This is a genomic window from Bradyrhizobium sp. BR 10261, assembly GCF_019455395.1.
In the GTDB taxonomy this organism is placed as follows: domain Bacteria; phylum Pseudomonadota; class Alphaproteobacteria; order Rhizobiales; family Xanthobacteraceae; genus Bradyrhizobium; species Bradyrhizobium manausense.
Window position 1 is genome coordinate 87,221 of sequence record NZ_JACOFQ010000016.1, and the last position, 15,560, is coordinate 102,780.

Consider the following 15,560-nt stretch of genomic DNA (forward strand, 5'->3'; position numbering starts at 1 on the left):
CGGCCATGAACATGAACATCATGAACGTCGACTACTCGACCAAGATTCCGAACAACGTCAATCTCGCCGAAGACCGCCAGGTGCTGAAGGCGCTGGAAGGCTGGCATCCCGGCTACATGGATTGGTGGAGCGACATGGGGCCGGAAGGCTTCCAGGAATCGCTGGTCTATTTGCGCACCGCCTATTCGGTCGATCCGCGCGGCTGGGCCAAGTTCGATTACGTCCGCATGCCCGAATATCGCTGGGGCATTCTCCTTGCTCCCCAGGAAGAAAATCGCGTCGTCCCGTTCGGCGAGCATTACGGTGAGCCGGCCTGGCAGGAAGTCCCGGGCGAGCATCGCGCCATGCTGCGCCGCCTGATCGTGATACAGGGCGACACCGAGCCGGCCTCGGTCGAGCAGCAGCGCCATCTCGGCAAGACCGCGCCCTCGCTCTACGACATGCGCAATCTGTTCCAGGTCAACGTCGAGGAAGGCCGCCATCTCTGGGCGATGGTCTATCTGCTGCAGAAATATTTTGGCCGCGACGGACGTGAAGAAGCTGACGATTTGCTCCGCCGTCGTTCCGGCGATGCCGATGCGCCGCGCATGCTGGGTGCCTTCAACGAGGCGACGCCGGACTGGCTGTCCTTCTTCATGTTCACCTATTTCACCGACCGCGACGGCAAGATGCAGCTGCATTCCCTGGCGCAATCGGGCTTCGATCCCTTGTCGCGGACCTGCCGCTTCATGCTCACGGAGGAAGCGCACCACATGTTCGTCGGCGAGACCGGCATCACGCGCGTCGTGCAGCGCACCTGCGATGCGATGAAGGCGGCCGGCATCACCGACCCGACCGACATCGCGAAGGTCCGCGCGCTGGGCGTCATTGATCTTCCGACCATCCAGAAGAAGCTGAACCTGCACTACACGCTGTCGCTCGACCTGTTCGGTTCGGAGGTCTCGACCAACGCGGCCAATGCCTTCAACGCCGGCATCAAGGGCCGCTACCACGAGACCCAGATCGACGACGATCATCAGCTGAAGAATTCGACCTATCCGGTGCTGAAGCTCATCAACGGCGAGATCAAGCTGGTCGACGAGCCGGCGCTGACCGCGCTCAACATGCGCCTGCGCGACGATTACAGCCAGGATTGCATCAAGGGCATGCTGCGCTGGAACAAGGTGATCTCGACCTCAGGCTACGATTTCAAGCTGACGCTGCCGAACGTCGCCTTCCACCGCCATATCGGCGAGTTCAAGGACGTGCACGCGACGCCCGACGGCATCCTGATCGACGATGCCACCTGGGCCAAGCGCAAGGACGATTGGCTGCCCTCGGCCAGCGACGGCGACTTCATCACCTCCCTGATGCAGCCCGTCACCGAAACCGGCAAGTTCGCCTCCTGGATCTCGCCGCCGAAGGTCGGTATCGACAACAAGCCGGGCGATTTCGAATACGTGAAGATCGAGTCGTAAAGGTTGCTAGCGAGCCGCAACGGCCGCGCCACGCCCTCACAGTCATCGCCCGCGAAGGCGGGCGATCCAGTATTCCAGAGACGGTTGTAATAGATCCGAGAAGCCGCGGCGTACCGGATGCCCCGGTCGAGCCGGGGCATGACAGCGAGTGTGTGGTGAGGGCTAGGCAGCAGCAGCCCCCCTATCCCGCGATCTCCAGCCCGGCATTCGCGTACACCACGCCGCCATCGACCGCGATGGTGTTGCCGACCACGTAATCCCCCGCTCGCGAAGCGAGATAGATCGCAACGCCCGCCATGTCCTCGTCGGTGCCGATGCGCCGCGATGGAATGCGCTTGGCCACTTCGTCCGAATGATCGCGCGCGGCGCGGTTCATGTCGGACTTGAACGCGCCCGGCGCGATCGCGGTGACGTTGATGTTGTCCTTGATCAGCTTCGTTGCCATGCGCCGCGTCAGGTGGATCACGGCGGCCTTGCTCGCGGCATAGGAATAGGTCTCGCTGGGATTGACGAAGATGCCGTCGACCGAGGCGATGTTGATCACCTTCGCCGGGCGCTCGCGCGAGGCCGCCGCGCGCAACGGCTTGGCTAGAGCCTTGGTCAGGAAGAACAGCGATTTGACGTTGAGGTCCATCACCTTGTCCCAGCCGCTCTCGGGGAATTCGTCGAATTCCGCGCCCCAGGCCGCGCCGGCATTGTTGACGAGGATGTCGAGCTTCGGCTCCAGCTTGATGATTTCGCCGGCGAGCTTGTTGCAGCCTTCGACGGTCGAGATGTCGATCGGCAGCGCGATGCAATCGCCATCATATTGCGCCGAGAGCTCTTTCGCGGTGGCTTCGCAGGGCCCGGCCTTGCGCGCGGTGATGTAGACCTTTGCAGCGCCGGCACTGAGGAATCCCGCCGCGATCATCTTGCCGATGCCGCGTGAGCCGCCGGTGACCAGTGCGATACGGTCTTTGAGCGAAAACAGATCGTTGGACATGACACCTCCCTTGCGTTGGCGACGTTTTGAGCGTCGCGGCGAGGGGAGTCAAGGAAGGCCGCTCCATCTTTCGTCCTGGCTTTCGCCTGGACACTTCAGTTTGTGGCGAGGACAGAGCCTACGCCGCGGCAAACCGGCGAAAACCGTTCCACATCGCGGTCGCGGCGCCAGAGGTCAGCACCGGCAGGATGCGCGCGTCCTGGTAATTTCCGTTGAGCGAAACGCGCGGCAATGCGGTCATGTGATCGGCGTTCTCGGCGAACAGCATGCCGGGTCGTGTTGTCACCGCGGTCTTGAAGCCGGCCGATGCGGCCAACGCGAATTCGCGCGTCCCCGCCGCTTCGCGGTCGCCATAGGGGTAGGCGAGGTGCCGCACCTCGCGCTCCAGCGCATGCTCGATCCGCGCGCGGCTCACCGCCATCTCCTGCGCGGCGGCCTCCTCGCTTTGCTTGGCGAGATTGCAATGGCTGATGGTGTGGGCACCGATCGTGACAAGCGGATCGGCCGCGAACTGCTTCACCTCGTCCCAGGACAGGCAGAGGTCTCGGCACAGCGCGTCCATGTCGACACCGTGCGCGATGCAGAGCGCCTCGATCTCGCGCTTCAGATCGTATTCGCCCGGCAGCGCGCGCAGCCAGTCGTGCAGGCGATCGAACGTCGCCTGCTTGGCGGCCGGCGAGCTTGAATCGAGCCGCAGCGCGGATTGACCGATTGTGACGTCGACCTGCTCGGCCTTGGCGACGACGGCTTCCAGCGCTGTCCACCACAGCCGTCCGATGCCTTCGGCGAAGTCGCTGGTGACATAGACGGTCGCGGGCGCGTCAAATTCGCGCAACGCCGGCAGGGCATGATCGCGGTTGTCGCGATAGCCGTCGTCGAAGGTGAAGGCGGCGAAGCGGCGCTCGAACCGGCCCTGAACCAGCCGTTCGTGCAGCTCGTCCATGCCGACGATGTCGATCTCGCGCGAGCGCAAATGGGACAGGGTCGCGCGTAGGAAGTCGGGGGTCACCTCGAGATGCCGGTTCGGCTGAAATGTGCCCTCACGGGCCGGCCGAACATGGTGCAGCATGAAAATGGCGCCGACACCCGACAGCAGCGGACGCAGCAGGTGATGCGCGCCGCTGAAATAGAGTGCTCCCAGCCCGGCGCGAATGACGTTGTTACGCAGTTGTTTCATGACCGGCTGGCCGACCCCTGGGCATTCCGCCCCCAATGTAGGGAACCACCCTTGAAGAAAAAGTTATTCCAATTGTTTCACGGGTGACCCCGGAAACGGCTCCATTTCCGGTTTGACAGCCCGCCAAGGGTTTGTTTTGTCTCCGGTTCCAGAGTTCGGGTCGTCGAATGCATATGCTTTTCAGGTGGGCCAGCAAATGGTGGCCGGGGCTGATTCCCCTGGCCGCCATGTGGGGATTTGCGGCCTGGAATAACACCTTGCCTGTCGAGGCCGACCTGTCGGCCCGCAGCTCGGCCGCGCTCAAGGATACCGTCCTGGACAAGACCCGAATCGCGGTGGACGGCCGTGACGTCCGCTTGGCCGCGGACGCTTTCTCCGCGGAGGGGCGCCGCGATGCCGTGACCACGGTTGAGATGGTTCCCGGCGTTCGGTTGGTCGACGACCAGACCCGCCTTGTTCCCGAAGCAAAACCCTTCGTCTGGACCGCCGAGCGCGACGTAGTGCGGGTGACCCTGTCGGGCTCCGCGCCGCTGCCATCGATGAAGGCGCGTCTCACCGAGGCCGCGCGAAAAGAGGTCAATGGCGGCGAGGTCGCCGATCAGATGGGTCTCGCCCGCGGCGCGCCTGCGCGTTTCGAGGCGGCGGCGATGTTGCTGATCGACCAGATCGGCAAGCTGAAGGACGGCAAGATCACGATCTCCGACACCAAGATCAATCTGTCGGGCATGGCGCGTGACCTCGGCGGACGCGAGGCGATCGCCGCCGCGCTGAAGAACCTACCTGAGGGCTTTTCGATCGCGTCCAACGAGATCAAGGCGCCGCCTTACATCTTCCAGGCCTACAAGGATCCAGTCGCCGCCACCGTGACGCTGACCGGCTACGTGCCCGACAACGCCGTGCACGCCGCGATCGCAAATAGCGCCTCGCGGAAATTCTTCACCGAGAAGGTGGTCGACAATCTCAAGGCCAGCATCGGCGCGCCCAATTCGTTCAACACGGCGGTGGTCGCAGCACTCGGTGCGCTGTCGCGGCTCTCAACCGGCACCCTCGTGGTCTCGGATCGCGAGGTGAAGCTGTCGGGCGATGCGCTGTACGAAGGCGCGGCCAACGACATCCGCGCCGGCCTCGGCAAGGATTTTCCAAAGGCCTGGCAGTACAAGCCCGAAATCACGGTGAAGCCCGCGGCAGGGCCGGTCGACGGCACCGTCTGCCAGCAATTGTTCTCGGAGCTGCTGGCCAAGGGCAAGATCCGGTTCGAGCCCAAGCGTGCCGATATCGATCCCGACTCCGCGGGCGTTCTCGATCATCTGATCGAAACGGCATTGCGCTGCCCCACCACCAATATCGAGGTCGCCGGCCACACCGATGCCGATGGCGAGGACTCGTTCAACCAGGCGCTCTCCGAGAAGCGCGCGCAGGCGGTGATCGACTATCTGGTCAAGGCCGGCCTGCCTGCGGACCGTTTCACCGCGGTCGGCTATGGCAGCACGCAGCCCGTCGCCGGCAACGACACCGACGACGGCAAGGCGCAGAACCGCCGCATCGAATTTCTGGTGAGGTGATCATGCCCTATCTCGTCTCGTTCCATATGGGCTGGCTGATCGGCTCGGTTCTGCTGGGCTTCTGCATGGGCTGGATCTCGGTGGTCCAGCGCGGCAACGGCACCTCGAAGGTGACCGCGCGCTGGCTCGCCGTGCTCGTTGCGGGCCTGGTCGCGGCCTCGTTCGCGCGCGTGGTACCGGGACGCTTCGGCTATTGGCTCGACCTCGGCCTCGTGATGTTCGCCTGCTATCTCGGTGGGTGTACCATCGGCGCCTGGCTGCGCTATTGGGTGGTCTCGCGCAGCCAGCCTGCGGCCTGATCCGTGCTCCAAAAATGCAGTAACTGACTGACGCGCAGGGAGATTGCTGCAGCAACAGGTCAGTGCTTGACATCAATACGTACGTACGTATTATGCCACGCATGCCCAAGCCATCACTCAAAGATGCCATCCTCGACGCCGGCCTCAAGGTCATGTTCCGGACCGGCTATCACGGCACCAGCGTGCGCGACGTCACCGCTGCGGCGGGCGCGCCGCAGGGGTCCTTCACCAACCATTTCCGCTCCAAGGAGGCCTTCGCTTCCGAAGTGCTCGACCGCTATTTCGATGTCACCCGCGGCCTCGTCGCCGAAGCGCTCGAGGACACTTCGCTGACGCCGCGGGCGCGCCTGCGGCGCTATCTCGACATCATCACCGGAAGGCTCGAGGCCGACGGCTATGGTCGCGGCTGCCTGATCGGCGATCTCAGCCTTGAGGCGTCAGGCAGCAGCGAACTGCTGCGCGCGCGCCTCTCAGCGATCTTTGCCGAATGGCGCACCCCGTTCGCCGCCTGCATCAGGGATGCGCAAGAGCGCGGCGAGATCGCCTCCGATTTCGAGCCCGATGAGCTTGCCGACTTCCTGCTCGCGTCCTGGCAGGGCGCAATCCTGCGCATGAAAGTCGACCGCAATCCCAAAGCGCTCGAACGCTTCAAGACCATCGCATTCCAAACCGTGTTCAAGGAGCCGACATGACCAAGCCGATCGACATCCAGATTCGCAAAGCGTCCGTCCTCGGAAGCCACATGGCCTATCGCGAGACCGGCGCGGACAGCGCGCCCGTCGCGCTGTTCCTCCACGGCAATCCGACCTCCTCGCATATCTGGCGCAATATCCTGCCGCTGGTGTCACCGGTCGCGCATTGCATCGCGCCCGACAACATCGGTTTCGGTCAGTCCGACAAGCCCGACATCGCCTACCGCTTCTTCGATCTTGTCCGCTACCTCGATGCCTTCATCGAAGCGCGCGGGATCAAATCGGCCTATCTCGTCGCGCAGGACTGGGGCACGGCGCTCGCATTTCATCTCGCCGCGCGCCGGCCGGATTTCGTGCGCGGCCTCGCCTTCATGGAATTTATCCGTCCAATGCCGACCTGGCAGGATTTCCACCACACCGAGGTCGCGGAAGAGCAGGACCATGCCGAGGCGGCACGCGCGGTCTTCCGCAAATTCAGGACGCCGGGTGAGGGCGAAGCGATGATCCTCGAGGCAAATGCGTTCGTCGAGCGCGTTCTGCCCGGCGGCATCGTGCGCAAGCTGAGCGACGCGGAGATGGCACCCTATCGTGCGCCATTCCCGACGCCGGAGAGTCGCCGTCCCGTGCTTGCGCTTCCACGCGAATTGCCGATCGCCGGCGAGCCAGCCGACGTCTATGCCGCGCTCGAATCCGCGCACGCGGCGCTGGCCGTGTCGTCCTATCCCAAGCTTCTGTTCACCGGGGAGCCCGGAGCTCTGGTCGCACCGGAATTTGCCGCGTCATTTGCGGCCTCATTGAAGCACTGCGCGCTGGTTCGCCTCGGCGCCGGGCTGCACTTCCTTCAGGAGGATCACCCCGAGGCGATTGGCCGCTCTGTCGCCGGGTGGATCGCCGGCATCGAAGCAATGCGCCCGCAGCTTGCAGCCTGAGGCGAGCGCTACTTCTGAGCAACATGCTCGTCGCGGCTGCCCTTGGCGAGGCGGCCGCGATGACGTCTGTGATGTCGCAGTGCAACGCGATGACCAGGAGCGAGGCGTCGGCCACATCATCGTGTGCCGCGCAGCCCTGCCGACGCAGCGGCCCCCTTTTAACAGGCGCGCGCGGTCCATAGATTGATTTCGACTTAAAGCGCGACGGAACATTGTCCGGTCGAAATCATCAAAACTTCACGGCGACTGCGCAGATTGCCATGGAGATTCGCCTCAAGCCTTGCCTCCGAAAGCGCCAAACCGTGCATCATGAGCTCGCAAGCCTGCCTAAAATATTGAAGGCACGTGATTTTGTTCACATTGGCGAATTCCACTCCGCCCCGAAACGCGCTAGTGGAGGGACGGGGGGCATGCGCGAGGCCAAAGCCGGCGGCGAGGGTTCGTTGAGTGCTCGTTCGTTGCGTGCCTGTGCGTCGTCTGCCTGTTCGCCGGCCACCCTGGCCGCTGAAGTGTTGTTCGAGGTCTAGATGCTGGAAGCCATACGCAGGGCGATGACGTTGCTGCGCCAGAAGCAAATCCTGCATAAGCTTGGAGTTGTGATCAGCGTCGCGGTCATCGGCATCGCTTGCTATGTGCTCTACCACATGCTGCGCGGCATCGACACGAACGAGGTGATCGAGGCGATCAAGAGCACCGAGCCGCGCCAGATTGCGATGGCCGCGCTGTTCGTCGCCGCGGGCTATTTCACCCTGACCTTCTACGATCTGTTTGCCGTGCGCGCGATTGGACAATCCCACGTACCCTATCGCATCAACGCGCTCGCGGCCTTCACCAGCTATTCGATCGGCCACAATGTCGGCGCCAGCGTCTTCACCGGCGGCGCCGTGCGCTATCGCATCTATTCGGCCTATGGCCTCAACGCGATCGACGTCGCGAAAATCTGCTTCCTGGCCGGCCTCACTTTCTGGCTCGGCAATGCAGCCGTGCTCGGCCTCGGCATCTCCTACCATCCGGAGGCGGCAGCCTCGATCGACCAGCTGCCGCCCTGGTTGAACCGCACCGTCGCGATGATGATAATTGTGGCGCTGGTCGCTTACGTGGTCTGGGTCTGGACCCAGCCGCGGGTGGTCGGGCGCGGCCCCTGGACCGTGGTGTTGCCGGGCGGCCCGCTGACGCTGCTGCAGATCGCCATCGGCATCATCGATCTCGGCTTCTGTGCGCTTGCGATGTACGTGCTGGTGCCCGACGAGCCCAATCTCGGCTTCGTCGTGGTCGCGGTCATCTTCGTCTCGGCGACGCTGCTTGGCTTCGCCAGCCATTCTCCCGGCGGCTTAGGGGTCTTCGACGCCGCCATGCTGGTCGGCCTCTGGCAGATGGACCGTGAGGAGCTGCTCGGCGGCATGCTGCTGTTCCGGGTCCTCTATTATCTGTCCCCTTTCGTCATCTCTGTAATCTTGCTGACGTTTCGGGAGGTTATCATCGGCGCCCGATCGAAACGCCTGCAGCAGGCGGCCCTCAAGCTCGACCCAGGCCCACCGCCTGAAGCCGCTTATGTGAGAAAGCGCAGCGATAGCGGTGGCGTCTGACCGGCGCAGAGCGAACCCAGGAGAAGCCCGGCCCGATGGCGATCGACGCTCCCTCGTCTCCCACGGTGCAGCCCTGGTCCGACCGGCTGCGGCACTCGACCATCGTCCTGATCGCTGCGGCACTGGCGCTGTCGGTCGTCGTCTCGCTCGGCGAGTTGTCGGTGGTGCATGCCGTCGCCGTGTTTGTCTGTATCGCGGCTGCGGCACTGATCCCTTGGCGGCTGCATGATACCGCCGCCTCGCGCGAGGACGTCAGGCGCGTCAATCCGGTGGAAAGCGCCGCGGTGGCTGCGGTCGTCGCCGGCATGCCGGATCCGGCGGTGCTGCTCGACCGCGCCGGCCGGGTCATCCATCTCAATGCGGCCGCTGCCCAGCTCGCGCCGGCGCTGCGCAAGAACGAGCTCGCCCAGTTCGCGCTGCGCTCGCCGGAGATCATCACGGCGCTGCGCGAGTCAATTGCCACCACCGAGCCGCGGCGGGCGACCTATCTCGACCATGTGCCTGTCGATCGCTGGATGGAGCTGATCATCACCCCGGTGCCGGTGCCGACCAATTTCGGCGGCGCCGACAAATGCATGCTGATGACCTTCCACGACCAGACGCCGCTGCGCCGGGTCGAGGAGATGCGCGCCGACTTCGTCGCCAATGCCAGCCATGAGTTGCGAACGCCCCTGGCCGCGCTGTCCGGCTTCATCGACACACTCCAGGGCCAGGCCAAGGACGACCCCAAGGCGCGCGAGCGCTTTCTCGGCATCATGCACAACCAGGCCACCCGCATGGCGCGCCTGATCGACGACCTGCTGTCGCTGTCACGGGTGGAGCTGTCGGCGCATGTGCGGCCCGACACCCTGGTCGATCTCTTGCCGATCATCTTCCAGGTCGCCGACGGGCTCGAGCCGCTGGCGCGCGAGCGCCAGGTCGAGGTCGAGACCCATTTGCCTGACGGCCCGGTCATGATCGCCGGCGACCGCGAGGAGCTGCTCCGCCTGTTCGAAAACCTGATCGAAAACGCGCTCAAATACGGCGCCTCTGGTGGACGCGTCATCGTCTCGCTGACGCTGCCGGCGCCCGCCGATGCAACTCAGGAAATCCGGGTCATGGTGCGGGATTTCGGCCCCGGCATCGCACCGGAGCACCTGCCGCGCCTGACCGAGCGGTTCTACCGGGTTGACGTCGGCGACAGCCGCTCGCAGGGCGGCACGGGTCTCGGATTATCCCTGGTGAAACATATTCTTAACCGTCACCGCGGCCGCCTTTTGATCGAAAGCGTGCCCAAGCAGGGTGCGACTTTCACCGCCTGTTTTCCCCAGGCCAAGACTTTGGTTTAGGCAATAAAACAACGCGGTTTCAATCGCTTAGCACTGTCATCCGACTGTCACGAAACCTTCGTAAAAGCTCAGCCGACCGCTCCTAAAGGGGCGGCGCGGGAGCGCGATCGGGCGCGGATGGCGCTTCGCTCCCCTGTATGGAGACCAGCATGAATTTCCTCAAAACGATCGTCGCTGCCGGCTTGGTCGCCGCAACGACGACGGCGGCGTTCGCTGCCGACATCACCGGCGCAGGTGCGACGTTCCCGTTCCCGATCTATTCGAAGTGGGCTGATGCCTACAAGAAGGAGACCGGCAACGGTCTGAACTACCAGTCGATCGGTTCCGGCGGCGGCATCAAGCAGATTCAGGCCAAGACCGTGACCTTCGGTGCCACCGACATGCCGCTCAAGGCCGAGCAGCTCGAGAAGGACGGCCTTGCCCAGTGGCCGATGGTGATGGGCGCCATCGTTCCGGTCGTCAACCTCGAAGGCGTCAAGCCTGGCGAGATGGTGTTCGACGGCGAGACGCTCGCCAACATCTATCTCGGCAAGATCACCAAGTGGGACGACGCCGCGATCAAGAAGCTCAATCCGAACGTGAAGCTGCCGTCGGAGGCGATCACCGTGGTTCGCCGCTCGGACGGTTCGGGCACCACCTTCAACTTCACCAACTATCTCTCCAAGGTCAGCGCCGACTGGAAGAGCAAGGTCGGTGAGGGCACCGCGGTCGAATGGCCGGTTGGCGTCGGCGCCAAGGGCAACGAAGGCGTTTCGGGCAACATCAGCCAGACCAAGAATTCGATCGGCTATGTCGAGTACGCCTACGCCAAGCAAAACAAGCTGACCTACACCAAGATGGTCAATAAGGGTGGCAAGACCGTTGAGCCCGCCACCGAGGCCTTCCAGGCGGCCGCCGCCAATGCCGACTGGTCCAAGGCGCCCGGCTACTACGTCATCCTGACCGACCAGCCCGGCGACAAGTCCTGGCCGATCACGGCGGCGACCTTCATCCTCATGCACAAGGATGCCACCGACAAGGCGGCCTCGCAGGAAGCCATCAAGTTCTTCCGCTGGGCCTTCAAGAACGGCGCGAAGGCAGCCGAGGAGCTCGATTACATCCCGATGCCGGACAGCGTCGTCCAGCAGATCGAGAAGACCTGGTCTGCCGAGATCAAGAGCTAAAGCTCTGAAGTCCGACGCTCGTGCCCCGTCGTTCCGGGGCGCGAGCGTGGCGAGCGAACCCGGAATCTCGAAATTCCGGGTCTGGTCCTTCGGACCATCCCGGAATGACGCGGGACAAATCGTCGACAAGACCGCTCCTTATCGGCGGCATGCAGATAGCGTAATACAGGGGATCGGCGTGGCAGAAATGGCTGTTCAGAGCGATGTAGTCGACGACGCTGGCCCCTATGATCGCGCGAAGGCCTTGAGCGCGTTCAAGCTCGGCGATGTCACCTTCTACTGGATCACCCGGCTTTCCGCGATCTCGGTGCTCCTCATCCTTGGCGGCATCATCCTGTCGCTAATCGTCGGTGCCTTCCCGGCGATGAAGGAATACGGCTTTGCGTTCCTGTGGACGCAGCGCTGGGCGCCGTCGGCCGATCCGCCCGTGCTCGGCGCGCTCGGACCGATGTACGGCACGCTCGTCACCTCCTTCATCGCGATGCTGATCGCCATTCCCGTCGGTCTCGGTATTGCGATCTTCCTGACCGAGCTCTGCCCGCAATGGCTGCGCCGTCCGATCGGCATGGCGGTGGAGCTGCTCGCCGGCATTCCCTCGATCATCTACGGCATGTGGGGCTTCTTCGTGCTGGGGCCGTTCCTGGCCAATACCTTCCAGCCCTTGATGATCAGGATCTTCGACGGCGTCCCGGTGCTGGGCGCGATCTTCGCAGGTCCCCCGTCCTATCTCAGCCTGTTCAATGCCGCGCTGATTCTCGCGATCATGGTGCTGCCCTTCATCACCTCGATCTCGGTCGACGTGTTCAAGACCGTGCCGCCGGTGCTGAAAGAGGCCGCCTATGGTGTCGGCTGCACCACCTGGGAAGTGGTGCGTAGCGTCGTGATCCCCTACACCCGTGTCGGCATCATCGGCGGTGTCATGCTGGCCCTGGGCCGCGCGCTCGGCGAGACCATGGCGGTGACCTTCATCATCGGCAACTCGTTCCGCATCTCGTCATCGATCTTCGCGCCTGGCACCACGATCTCGGCGGCGATCGCATCCGAATTCGCCGAGAGCGACGGCCTGCACCAGTCCGGCTTGATCTTGCTCGGCCTGTTGCTGTTCGTGCTGACATTCTTCGTGCTCGCCGCCGCCCGGCTGATGCTGCTGCGCCTGGAAACGAAGGCGGGGAAGTGACATGAACCCGATTTATGTACGCCGCCGCCGCAAGGACATCATCGTTCGAGGGCTCTGCTTCGGAGCCGCCGCCATCGGCGTTACCTGGCTCGCGCTGATCCTGCTCACGTTGCTCTATAACGGCATCGCCGGCCTGAATCTCGACCTGTTCGTCGCCGATACCCCGCCGCCGGGCTCGACCGAAGGCGGCCTGCGCAACGCCATCGTCGGCTCACTGATCATGACCGTGATCGGCGTCGGCATCGGCGCGCCGCTCGGCCTGTTCGCCGGCACCTATCTCGCCGAGTACGGCCGTAACGACAAGCTGACCTCGGTGATCCGCTTCATCAACGACATCCTGCTGTCGGCGCCCTCGATCATCATCGGCCTGTTCATCTACGGTGCGGTGGTGGTGCCGATGCGCGGCTTCTCGGCGATTGCGGGCTCGCTCGCGCTGGCCGTCATCGTGATCCCGGTGGTGCTGCGCACGACCGAGGACATGTTGCTGCTGGTGCCGAACGCGCTGCGCGAGGCCGCTTCCGCCCTCGGCCTGCCGCGCTCGCTGGTGATCAAGCGGATCGCCTATCGTGCGGCCCGCTCCGGCCTCATCACCGGCGTGCTGCTCGCCACCGCCCGCGTCGCCGGCGAAACCGCGCCGCTGCTCTTCACCGCGCTGTCGAACCAGTTCTTCAGCCTCGGCCTGAACAAGACCATGGCGAACCTGCCCGTCACCATCAACAATTTCGTCCAGAGCCCTTACGCCTATTGGAAGCAGCTCGCCTGGAGCGGTGCGCTGTTGATCACGCTCACCGTGCTTGCCCTGAACATTGGCGCCCGCATCCTCGGTGCCGAGAGGACCGCAAAATGACCGACCTGTCCGTATCCGTGAGCTCCAACGCTCACCTCGCCTCGCAGCAGCCGCTGCCGGAAGCTCCGGCCAAGGTGACGGTGCGCAACCTCAATTTCTATTACGGCGAGCACCAGGCGCTGAAGAACATCAATCTGACGCTCGGTACCAACCGCGTCACCGCCTTCATCGGCCCGTCCGGTTGCGGCAAGTCGACCCTGCTGCGCATCTTCAACCGGATGTATGACCTCTATCCGGGCCAGCGCGTCACCGGTCAGCTGATGCTGGACCAGACCAACATCCTCGACCCCAAGCTGGATCTCAACCTGCTGCGCGCCCGCGTCGGCATGGTGTTCCAGAAGCCGACGCCGTTCCCGATGACGATCTACGAGAACATCGCCTTCGGCATCCGCCTCTATGAGAAGATCTCGAAGTCCGAGATGGACGACCGCGTCGAGAAGGCGCTGCGCGGCGGCGCGCTGTGGAACGAGGTCAAGGACAAGCTCAACGCCTCCGGCCTGTCGCTCTCGGGCGGCCAGCAGCAGCGCCTCTGCATCGCCCGCACCGTCGCGGTGCGGCCTGAAGTGATCCTGTTCGACGAACCCTGCTCGGCGCTCGATCCGATCTCGACCGCCAAGGTCGAGGAGCTGATCCAGGAACTGTCCGAGAACTACACCATCGCGATCGTCACCCACAACATGCAGCAGGCGGCCCGCGTCTCCGACAAGACCGCCTTCATGTATCTGGGCGAGCTGATCGAGTTCGACGACACCAGCAAGATCTTCACGTCGCCGTCGGACCGGCGCACGCAGGATTACATCACCGGCCGGTTCGGCTGAGGAGACAGGACATGGCTTCCGAACATACCGCAAAAGCCTTCGACACCGACCTTCAGGAGCTCACCCGCCTGGTCGCCGAGATGGGCGGCATCGCCGAGCGCATGATCGTCGATTCCGTCGATGCGCTGATCCGCCGCGACGTCGCGCTGGGCCAGCGCGTCGTCACCATCGATGCCGAGCTCGACGCGCTCCAGAAGAAGATCGAGGAGCGCGCCGTGCTGACCATCGCGCGCCGCCAGCCGATGGCGGTGGACTTGCGCGAGATCGTCGGCGCCATGCGGGTTGCGACCGACCTCGAGCGCATCGGCGACCTCGCCAAGAACATGGGCAAGCGCGTCGCGGCGCTGGAGACGGATTTCCATCCGCTCAAGCTGTTCCGCGGCCTCGAGCACATGACAGACCTCGTGCAGCAGCAGGTCAAATCGGTGCTGGACGCCTATGCCGCGCACGATCTGCCGGCGGCGATGGCGGTGTGGAAGGGTGACGAGGAAGTCGATGCCATCTGCACCTCGCTGTTCCGCGAGCTCCTCACCTACATGATGGAGGATCCGCGCAACATCTCGTTCTGCATCCATCTGATGTTCTGCGCCAAGAACATCGAGCGGATCGGCGACCACGCCACCAACATCGCCGAGACCGTATTCTACATGATCGAAGGCCAGGCCATCACCGACAAGCGGCCGAAGGGCGACATGACGACGTTCGCCACGACGGTCCCGAACACCTGATTACGCAAGGAGCGACGAGCCCATGGGCGCACGCATTATGGTGGTTGAGGACGAGGAAGCTCTGACCGAGCTTCTCCGCTACAACCTCGAAGGCGACGGCTATGACGTGGAGACGGTGATGCGCGGCGACGACGCCGACACCCGCCTCAAGGAGCACATCCCCGATCTGATCGTGCTCGACTGGATGTTGCCGGGCCTGTCCGGGATCGAGCTATGCCGCCGGTTGCGGACGCGATCCGACACCAAGCAGCTGCCGATCATCATGCTCACCGCGCGCGGCGAGGAGAGCGAGCGTGTCAGGGGCCTTGCCACCGGCGCCGACGATTACATCGTCAAGCCGTTCTCGGTGCCCGAGCTGCTCGCGCGGGTGAAGGGCCTGCTGCGGCGCGCCAGCCCCGAGCGGCTCGCGACCGTGCTCGCCTTCGGCGACATCGAGCTCGATCGCGAGAAGCGCCGCGTGGCGCGCTCGGGCCGGCCGATCGATCTCGGACCGACCGAATATCGCCTGCTGGAGTTCTTCCTGGAGCATCCCGGCCGGGTGTTCTCGCGCGAGCAGCTACTCGACAGCGTCTGGGGCCGCGACATCTATATCGACGAACGCACCGTCGACGTGCATATCGGCCGCCTGCGCAAGCTGCTCAATCTCGGCCGCGAGCAGGACCCGATCCGCACCGTTCGCGGCGCAGGCTACGCGCTCGACGATCGCTTCGCGAAGGCCGAGCAGACGTCAAGCTAAGCTGCCCGCCAGCAAACAAAAAAAAGCGCGCCAGGTGGCGCGCTTTTTTTCGTCCCGGCCTGTACCGCGACGATGTCGT

At 64.0% G+C, this 15,560-nt stretch carries 15 protein-coding genes; 13 read left to right on the forward strand and 2 right to left on the reverse strand.

Going from position 1 to position 15,560, the window contains the following annotated elements:
- Window positions 1-5 precede the first annotated feature (5 nt).
- A complete protein-coding gene (gene boxB / locus HYH07_RS19970; protein ID WP_220004099.1) occupies window positions 6-1,457 on the forward strand; it encodes a benzoyl-CoA 2,3-epoxidase subunit BoxB in 1,452 nt (483 codons plus the stop codon).
- A gap of 181 nt (window positions 1,458-1,638) precedes the next feature.
- Here the strand turns inward: boxB and HYH07_RS19975 are convergent, their stop codons facing one another.
- Both HYH07_RS19975 and HYH07_RS19980 read right to left on the reverse strand, forming a co-directional pair.
- The gene (locus tag HYH07_RS19975) at window positions 1,639-2,439 is read right to left on the reverse strand and encodes an SDR family oxidoreductase (protein ID WP_220004100.1); all 801 of its coding nucleotides are present in this window, start codon (window positions 2,437-2,439) and stop codon (window positions 1,639-1,641) included.
- Window positions 2,440-2,557: 118 nt separating this feature from the next.
- Window positions 2,558-3,616, reverse strand: coding sequence for a polysaccharide deacetylase family protein (locus HYH07_RS19980; RefSeq protein WP_220004101.1), 1,059 nt, complete (start codon window positions 3,614-3,616; stop codon window positions 2,558-2,560).
- 167 nt (window positions 3,617-3,783) lie between these two features.
- Between HYH07_RS19980 and HYH07_RS19985 the strand changes: the two genes are divergently transcribed.
- The 12 genes from HYH07_RS19985 to phoB all read left to right on the forward strand — a co-directional run bounded on the left by HYH07_RS19985 (window position 3,784) and on the right by phoB (window position 15,481).
- Window positions 3,784-5,178 carry an OmpA family protein gene (locus HYH07_RS19985; protein WP_220004102.1) on the forward strand — a complete coding sequence of 465 codons (1,395 nt, stop codon included), beginning with the start codon at window positions 3,784-3,786 and terminating at the stop codon, window positions 5,176-5,178.
- A gap of 2 nt (window positions 5,179-5,180) precedes the next feature.
- Window positions 5,181-5,477 (forward strand): hypothetical protein, encoded by a 297-nt coding sequence (locus HYH07_RS19990; protein WP_220004103.1) that lies wholly within the window; start codon window positions 5,181-5,183, stop codon window positions 5,475-5,477.
- A gap of 101 nt (window positions 5,478-5,578) precedes the next feature.
- On the forward strand, window positions 5,579-6,169 hold the full coding sequence (locus HYH07_RS19995) for a TetR/AcrR family transcriptional regulator (protein ID WP_220004104.1): 591 nt from the start codon (window positions 5,579-5,581) through the stop codon (window positions 6,167-6,169).
- Window positions 6,166-7,098 (forward strand): haloalkane dehalogenase, encoded by a 933-nt coding sequence (locus HYH07_RS20000; protein WP_220004105.1) that lies wholly within the window; start codon window positions 6,166-6,168, stop codon window positions 7,096-7,098. Before HYH07_RS19995 ends, HYH07_RS20000 begins: the two co-directional genes overlap by 4 nt.
- A gap of 527 nt (window positions 7,099-7,625) precedes the next feature.
- Window positions 7,626-8,684 carry a lysylphosphatidylglycerol synthase domain-containing protein gene (locus HYH07_RS20005; RefSeq protein ID WP_220004106.1) on the forward strand — a complete coding sequence of 353 codons (1,059 nt, stop codon included), beginning with the start codon at window positions 7,626-7,628 and terminating at the stop codon, window positions 8,682-8,684.
- Window positions 8,685-8,719: 35 nt separating this feature from the next.
- Complete coding sequence (locus HYH07_RS20010; protein ID WP_220004107.1) at window positions 8,720-10,012, forward strand: ATP-binding protein; 1,293 nt, start codon at window positions 8,720-8,722, stop codon at window positions 10,010-10,012.
- A gap of 149 nt (window positions 10,013-10,161) precedes the next feature.
- The gene (gene pstS, locus HYH07_RS20015; protein WP_220004108.1) at window positions 10,162-11,175 is read left to right on the forward strand and encodes a phosphate ABC transporter substrate-binding protein PstS; all 1,014 of its coding nucleotides are present in this window, start codon (window positions 10,162-10,164) and stop codon (window positions 11,173-11,175) included.
- A 187-nt stretch (window positions 11,176-11,362) separates the two neighbouring features.
- Window positions 11,363-12,352, forward strand: coding sequence for a phosphate ABC transporter permease subunit PstC (gene pstC / locus HYH07_RS20020; protein WP_220004109.1), 990 nt, complete (start codon window positions 11,363-11,365; stop codon window positions 12,350-12,352).
- 1 nt (window position 12,353) lies between these two features.
- Entirely contained in the window at window positions 12,354-13,199 is an 846-nt protein-coding gene (gene pstA / locus HYH07_RS20025) for a phosphate ABC transporter permease PstA (protein ID WP_220004110.1), read from the forward strand.
- Window positions 13,196-14,017 carry a phosphate ABC transporter ATP-binding protein PstB gene (gene pstB, locus HYH07_RS20030; RefSeq protein WP_220004111.1) on the forward strand — a complete coding sequence of 274 codons (822 nt, stop codon included), beginning with the start codon at window positions 13,196-13,198 and terminating at the stop codon, window positions 14,015-14,017. Before pstA ends, pstB begins: the two co-directional genes overlap by 4 nt.
- Window positions 14,018-14,028: 11 nt before the next feature.
- Window positions 14,029-14,745 (forward strand): phosphate signaling complex protein PhoU, encoded by a 717-nt coding sequence (gene phoU, locus HYH07_RS20035; protein ID WP_220004112.1) that lies wholly within the window; start codon window positions 14,029-14,031, stop codon window positions 14,743-14,745.
- 22 nt (window positions 14,746-14,767) lie between these two features.
- Complete coding sequence (gene phoB, locus HYH07_RS20040) at window positions 14,768-15,481, forward strand: phosphate regulon transcriptional regulator PhoB (RefSeq protein ID WP_057745196.1); 714 nt, start codon at window positions 14,768-14,770, stop codon at window positions 15,479-15,481.
- Window positions 15,482-15,560: the final 79 nt, after the last annotated feature.

What these genes read in the sequence shown, in the direction of transcription:
- pstB (WP_220004111.1), top strand. Translation starts at nt 13,196, where the DNA reads ATGACCGACCTGTCCGTATCCGTGAGCTCCAACGCTCACCTCGCCTCG.
- HYH07_RS19980 (WP_220004101.1), bottom strand. Translation starts at nt 3,616, where the DNA reads ATGAAACAACTGCGTAACAACGTCATTCGCGCCGGGCTGGGAGCACTC.
- HYH07_RS19990 (WP_220004103.1), top strand. Translation starts at nt 5,181, where the DNA reads ATGCCCTATCTCGTCTCGTTCCATATGGGCTGGCTGATCGGCTCGGTT.
- HYH07_RS20010 (WP_220004107.1), top strand. Translation starts at nt 8,720, where the DNA reads ATGGCGATCGACGCTCCCTCGTCTCCCACGGTGCAGCCCTGGTCCGAC.
- HYH07_RS19985 (WP_220004102.1), top strand. Translation starts at nt 3,784, where the DNA reads ATGCATATGCTTTTCAGGTGGGCCAGCAAATGGTGGCCGGGGCTGATT.
- pstA (WP_220004110.1), top strand. Translation starts at nt 12,354, where the DNA reads ATGAACCCGATTTATGTACGCCGCCGCCGCAAGGACATCATCGTTCGA.
- HYH07_RS19995 (WP_220004104.1), top strand. Translation starts at nt 5,579, where the DNA reads ATGCCCAAGCCATCACTCAAAGATGCCATCCTCGACGCCGGCCTCAAG.
- phoU (WP_220004112.1), top strand. Translation starts at nt 14,029, where the DNA reads ATGGCTTCCGAACATACCGCAAAAGCCTTCGACACCGACCTTCAGGAG.
- HYH07_RS20005 (WP_220004106.1), top strand. Translation starts at nt 7,626, where the DNA reads ATGCTGGAAGCCATACGCAGGGCGATGACGTTGCTGCGCCAGAAGCAA.
- HYH07_RS20000 (WP_220004105.1), top strand. Translation starts at nt 6,166, where the DNA reads ATGACCAAGCCGATCGACATCCAGATTCGCAAAGCGTCCGTCCTCGGA.
- pstS (WP_220004108.1), top strand. Translation starts at nt 10,162, where the DNA reads ATGAATTTCCTCAAAACGATCGTCGCTGCCGGCTTGGTCGCCGCAACG.
- phoB (WP_057745196.1), top strand. Translation starts at nt 14,768, where the DNA reads ATGGGCGCACGCATTATGGTGGTTGAGGACGAGGAAGCTCTGACCGAG.
- boxB (WP_220004099.1), top strand. Translation starts at nt 6, where the DNA reads ATGAACATGAACATCATGAACGTCGACTACTCGACCAAGATTCCGAAC.
- HYH07_RS19975 (WP_220004100.1), bottom strand. Translation starts at nt 2,439, where the DNA reads ATGTCCAACGATCTGTTTTCGCTCAAAGACCGTATCGCACTGGTCACC.
- pstC (WP_220004109.1), top strand. Translation starts at nt 11,363, where the DNA reads ATGGCTGTTCAGAGCGATGTAGTCGACGACGCTGGCCCCTATGATCGC.